Here is a 5,713-nt window from a genome sequence, read left to right as displayed (position 1 = left end):
TAATGGTAGGAGACAACCCCGCCAGTGCAGTATATGTCCGCAACAAAGAAAAAGCTTGTAGTCAAGTAGGGATATCCTCCTTCGGTAAACATTTTCCGGCCCAAACATCTCAAGCTGAATTAACACAAGTAATTCAACAATTAAACCAAAATCCAGAAGTAGACGGCATTCTCGTCCAACTACCTCTACCAGAACACTTAGACTCTACTTCTTTACTCTACCAAACTGACCCCAGTAAAGACGTAGATGGACTTCATCCCATGAATTTAGGTCAACTGCTTCGAGGTGAAAAAGGTTTACGCAGTTGTACTCCTGCGGGGGTGATGCGCTTGTTGCAAGAATACAAAATAGAACTACAGGGAAAACAAGCAGTGATATTGGGGCGTAGTATTTTGGTTGGCAAACCAATGGCATTAATGTTATTAGAAGCTAATAGTACAGTAACTATTGCCCATTCTCGGTCTCAGAATTTGGAGGCCATAACCAGAAATGCAGATATTCTTGTAGCAGCAGTTGGTAGGCCAGAAATGATTACAGCAGAAATGGTCAAACCAGGAGCAACAGTAATAGATGTAGGAATTAATCGAGTCACAGATGACAAAGGTAATAGTCGGTTAGTAGGAGATGTTCAATTTGACTCTGTAGCTGAGGTAGCAGAATTTATTACCCCTGTGCCTGGTGGAGTTGGCCCGATGACCGTAGCGATATTATTACAGAATACTGTAGAACGCTGGAGTAGAGGAGTGAGGGAGTAGGGGAGCAGGGGAGTAGGGAAGCAGGGGAGTAGGGAAGCAGAGTAGCAGGAGAGTAGTAAAAGATAAGAATAATTAACATTAAACTGAAGTTACACATCTGATAACTGATAACTGAAATTACAGCTTATGCTTTAGTCGTAATTGCGCTAAGGGATTTGCAACTTAAAAAAGTACCGATTATTAATGTATAAAAAGTTCTGTGGCTGTCATTGCGAGGCGGTGATATTAGAATCAACCTCAATCGGAAATAGTCAAGCCAGCCGAAGCAATCTTGACTCTATCAATTATCTGGTAGTCTATTTTTTTGCTAGTTCCTAAACTGCTCAAACCTAAAACCTACCACCTACTACCTAAAACCTAAAACCTTCTTCAAACCTAAAACCTTCTTCAAACCTAAAACCTTCTTCAAATAAATTTGTCAGGATTTCCACCGATAAAGTGTATAATCGATGGTGCTAATGCCAAATAGTGGCCATAATATTAATTTTATGCTCCCTCAATTTCAAATAGATACTACTTTTGACTTATCTACCTATCTAGCAAAGCGAAAAGCTCTGGTTGAAAAAGCTCTGGACAATTCTATTACCGTAGTCTATCCAGAGAAAATTTATGAGGCGATGCGCTATTCCCTATTAGCAGGTGGTAAGCGGTTACGTCCAATTCTTTGCTTGGCTAGTTGTGAATTATCAGGCGGAAATATAGAAATGGCAATGCCTACTGCCTGTGCATTAGAGATGATCCATACTATGTCATTGATTCATGATGATCTGCCCGCGATGGATAACGATGACTATCGCCGAGGTAAATTAACAAATCATAAAGTTTATGGTGAGGATATTGCCATTCTCGCAGGTGATGGCCTGTTGAGTTACGCTTTTGAATTTGTAGCTACTCAAACTAAGAATGTGTTACCACAGCAAGTGCTACAAGTAATAGCTCGTCTCGGAAAAGCCGTGGGAGCAGCAGGGTTAGTCGGAGGCCAAGTAGTAGATTTAGCTTCAGAGGGACTTTCAGAGGTATCTGAAGAAACACTGCATTTTATCCACACTCACAAAACAGGCGCTCTTCTAGAAGCTTGCGTAGTATGTGGAGCTATGCTTGCTAATGCTTCCCTTGCTAATCTACAAAGACTTTCCCGTTATGCTCAAAATATTGGCCTAGCTTTTCAAATAGTTGATGATATTCTTGATATTACTGCTACTACAGAAGAGCTAGGGAAAACCGCCAGAAAGGATATTGATTCTCAAAAAGCTACCTATCCTGCTATTTGGGGATTAGAAGAATCTCGGCGTCAAGCTCAAAGACTAATTGAGAATGCCAAGGCAGAGTTAGAAGTTTTTGGAGAAAAGGCGATGCCATTAGTAACTTTAGCAGATTTTATTGTTAGTCGCAGTAACTAGGAGTACGATATGCAAAATATTGGCGAAATCATGGGTAACCATGTTCTATGGGTTGCCCTCCTAGCTTGTGCAATAGCCCAAGTCGTCAAGGTAGTGGTGGAATTAGTCCAACATGGTAAAGTTAATTTACAAGCTCTAGTCACAACTGGAGGAATGCCCAGCGCTCATTCTGCATTCGTGGCTGCACTGGCAGTAGGAGTGGCTCAAGCCAAAGGTTGGGGGAGTCCAGAATTTGCGCTGGCTTTAGTTTTTGCCATCATCGTTATGTATGATGCAGCGGGAGTTCGTCAAGCTGCTGGACTACAAGCACGAGTTCTCAATCAAATTATGGATGAATTTTTCCAAGAAGACCACCATCTCAGTCAAGACCGTCTCAAAGAGTTATTAGGCCACACTCCCATACAAGTAATAGCAGGTTTTTTTCTAGGAGTAGCTGTATCTTGGATTGCTAGTTTTAGTTATTAATTGATTTAATTCTAGGACTAATTAATGTCACCCTACTACTATCCACAACAAAAGCTAAAAATCCACGGTTGCTTAATTTAAACAAACTATTTGTAGCAGCTTTCCTATTCTTAGTATATGTCACTAACAAAAAAGGTTTTTGTCCATAGGCAACTAAACCTACATTACGCCCTAAACTTCTTTCCAACTGTAGAGCAATTTCTGGTTGATTATTATAATCTACTAAAACTGCAAAACCCTTACCAAGAGGTTGAGGATTGAATCCTATTTCTGGAGGCGCTGGTAATGGAGTATCTGGTGGAGTAGTTTCTTCACTAGGTCTAACTACATAAGCAGATAACCCTACAATGTCCTGAATATAACGCGCCCAATCACTAGCCACATCTTGATCGTCAAAGCCTCGGATACTGCTAACAGTCTGGTCAATGTAGCGACAGACTTCGATGATAATATCTGGTGGTAGACTCCGCCTAACTATATTTTGAGCTGCTGATGTCTCTGTAATTATTACCAGTAAGTATTCGTCACTAGCAGGAGGTTGACAAGTTTCTACAGATATAGCATAGTTAGTATCAATTGTCAAGGATGACAAAAACAAAAAAGCTGAGGCCACGAAAGTTTTCAGGCCCCCCAAGCAGAATTTATGAAGTTGCAGTTGAGTATGATTCATGGCCAAAAATAACAAAGAAGGGAGTAGGGAGTAGGGAGTAGGGAGTAGTTGTATACAAGTCCGTAGAGAGGAGGGGGAATTTTGATAGATTACATAGCAAAGCAGAGGTAATGATTAATGATTAATTGTTGAATCCCCTACTCCTAACTCCTGACTCTTTCTTCAAGACTCTTTCACAGAAGCATCCTCAAGAGTAGCTAAAGGTTCTGGAATAGAATCTGAAGGTGCTTGAAATTCACCTGTAATTACAGATTCTAAACGTAACTTTAACCAAGTAATAAATTTAGGGTTAGTAGAAATAATCGCTGCAGCAGGTTGAGGACATTTTGCCTTAAGATTAGCCATTTCTGGAGCTTCTAAAAAAGCAGGTTGAGGAACCACCCAAAAATCAATTTCTTTTTCTTTTTCGTGATAATCTCTGGTGCGTTCCCTAAAAACTTCTTCCAGGGGTTCTTCCTCTAGTAAAAATTTTTTACTAGCTAAAACGTAATAGTAAGTTTGCATTTCAATAAATAAACAGAAGTTAGTAATTACCGAATAATTAAATAATTAGATAATTCAGGTTAAAAGCTTCCCCTTGAAAGGTTCCTTATAGATCAATCCTCCCCCTTTTCAGGTCCCTTTTCAGGAAAGGTAATTATCAATTATCCATTATCAATTATCCATTAATAGCTTGTTTCATCTCGCGGACAGCTCGCTCCATACCCACGAGTACCGCCCTAGAGATAATTGTATGACCAATGTTGAGTTCTTCCATACCTTCTAAACAAGCCACTGGATAAACATTCCAGTAAGTGAGGCCATGTCCAGCATTTACTCGAAGTCCAGCAGCGATCGCCATTTTGCAGCCATCTGCCAAAATCGTCAATTCTTGATGGCGAGTGGCCTCATCAGTAGCTTCTGCATAACATCCTGTGTGAAGTTCAATAAACTTAGCCTGAATTTCTGCGGAAGCTTCAATCTGAGCTTTTTCTGCATCAATAAACATACTGACAGGAATATTTGCTCCTTGCAACTGAGCTACTACCTCTCTCATACGAGGGATATTACTAGCAACATCTAAACCACCTTCAGTCGTTACTTCTTCCCGACGTTCTGGTACAAGAGTAATATAATCAGGCTTAATTTCCAGAGCGATCGCCACCATTTCTGTAGTAGGTGCCATCTCCAGATTCAAATGAGTCCGCACCGTTTGTCGCAGAATCTGGACGTCTCTTTCCTGAATATGGCGACGGTCTTCCCGCAGATGAACAGTAATACCATCAGCTCCAGACAGTTCAGCTAAAACTGCTGCTGCTACTGGATCTGGTTCTACAGTTCGTCGTGCTTGTCTTATTGTGGCAACGTGGTCAATGTTGACACCTAGAGTGGGCAATTTTTAATTCTCCCAAGTAGTATTAATTAATTTGCGATATTAGTTTAGTTGAAAATGTTCACTTGAGCAACTATTTCTTAGGAATCTTATTGTCCAGGCACTTAAAATTTTTACTTATACAAAGCGTCAAAAAAGAATTTTACAAAACTTGAGTTATAGAGAACACCGCATCTGGAAACAGGGAGCAGAAATTTGTAGCAAATATTTAGGGTTTGCGTATGAAAAGTTTTTTGGTAAAGGGAGGAGTCAGGACTCAGGAGTCAGAAAACAGGAGAAATGGGAATTTACAGGAGATTAGGATTGACTACTCCCCGCAGCTATTGCCGAGGGGATTCTAAGTTGATACTACGCAACAGGATAAATCCTTGTTGCTTCGTTTCTTCTTAGCTGACCAAAGATATATTCTTTGGGGACAAGTCAAGATGCCCCTACACAGTCGGCTTAAGTCTAAACCTAGCTTTCTGCTTACATTTGTATATCCAGAAAGTAGCACAGGACAACTAAAGTTCTCTAGTCTAAACGACTCGCTTGTTTTCATCCCCAGGTTAAAACACGGGGGCTTTCAACGTCGCTTTTCGGTAATAAAGATTAAAATTTTTTTCTCACCTATATTTTAAGTTTTATATTGATTTATGGCTACTTATTATAAGTTAGGTCGGTGTTGAAAATTATCGTTATGAAAAGGCAAGAAGCAGAAGGGAAGAGAGTTTTTGGCAAATTTACTTTTCGTTACTAACTTGCTGTTTTTTTGCACCGTTCTACTTAATTCCTGTAATTTAATTCATAGAGCAGTTAATGATTAGCCTTTCAATCAACTATAAACTAGGGAAAAAAATATGTTATTGCTGTTTGCATACTTACTTAATTTAGGGTTGAAAAAATCAATTTTAAATTTGATAAAAACTTGGGATTTTTGAGGACTATATAGATCAAAATTCAAAAAGTGTAAATTGAAAGCTTCTATCCTATAGAAACTAATACATTTTTTTTTATCAATGCTATGTTATCAACTCAAAAATTTGGTGCTTAATTAAAATTGCAAATAGCA

At 39.3% G+C, this 5,713-nt stretch carries 6 protein-coding genes; 3 read left to right on the top strand and 3 right to left on the bottom strand.

The window, feature by feature from the left end:
- The 3 genes from folD to F6K54_RS39145 form a co-directional block, all read left to right on the top strand.
- Positions 1-755, top strand: a 755-nt coding sequence (gene folD, locus F6K54_RS39155) for a bifunctional methylenetetrahydrofolate dehydrogenase/methenyltetrahydrofolate cyclohydrolase FolD (protein ID WP_293089623.1), incomplete at its 5' end; no start/stop codon positions are given.
- A gap of 458 nt (positions 756-1,213) precedes the next feature.
- A complete protein-coding gene (crtE, locus tag F6K54_RS39150) occupies positions 1,214-2,155 on the top strand; it encodes a geranylgeranyl diphosphate synthase CrtE (RefSeq protein ID WP_293089625.1) in 942 nt (313 codons plus the stop codon).
- 9 nt (positions 2,156-2,164) lie between these two features.
- On the top strand, positions 2,165-2,620 hold the full coding sequence (locus tag F6K54_RS39145) for a divergent PAP2 family protein (RefSeq protein ID WP_293089622.1): 456 nt from the start codon (positions 2,165-2,167) through the stop codon (positions 2,618-2,620).
- On the opposite strand, the gene F6K54_RS39140 is transcribed toward F6K54_RS39145, so the two are convergent.
- The 3 genes from F6K54_RS39140 to F6K54_RS39130 all read right to left on the bottom strand — a co-directional run bounded on the left by F6K54_RS39140 (position 2,610) and on the right by F6K54_RS39130 (position 4,665).
- On the bottom strand, positions 2,610-3,212 hold the full coding sequence (locus tag F6K54_RS39140) for a hypothetical protein (RefSeq protein ID WP_293089620.1): 603 nt from the start codon (positions 3,210-3,212) through the stop codon (positions 2,610-2,612). The two genes, F6K54_RS39145 and F6K54_RS39140, sit on opposite strands and share 11 nt — an antisense overlap.
- 240 nt (positions 3,213-3,452) lie before the next feature.
- On the bottom strand, positions 3,453-3,794 hold the full coding sequence (locus F6K54_RS39135) for an MgPME-cyclase complex family protein (protein ID WP_293089619.1): 342 nt from the start codon (positions 3,792-3,794) through the stop codon (positions 3,453-3,455).
- A 154-nt stretch (positions 3,795-3,948) separates the two neighbouring features.
- The gene (locus tag F6K54_RS39130) at positions 3,949-4,665 is read right to left on the bottom strand and encodes a pyridoxine 5'-phosphate synthase (RefSeq protein WP_293089617.1); all 717 of its coding nucleotides are present in this window, start codon (positions 4,663-4,665) and stop codon (positions 3,949-3,951) included.
- Positions 4,666-5,713 lie beyond the last annotated feature (1,048 nt).

It is taken from the genome of Okeania sp. SIO3B5 (assembly GCF_010692555.1).
In the GTDB taxonomy this organism is placed as follows: domain Bacteria; phylum Cyanobacteriota; class Cyanobacteriia; order Cyanobacteriales; family Microcoleaceae; genus Okeania.
The sequence above is the reverse complement of the archived record's forward strand: the minus strand, read 5'-3'. Positions and strand labels throughout refer to the sequence as shown.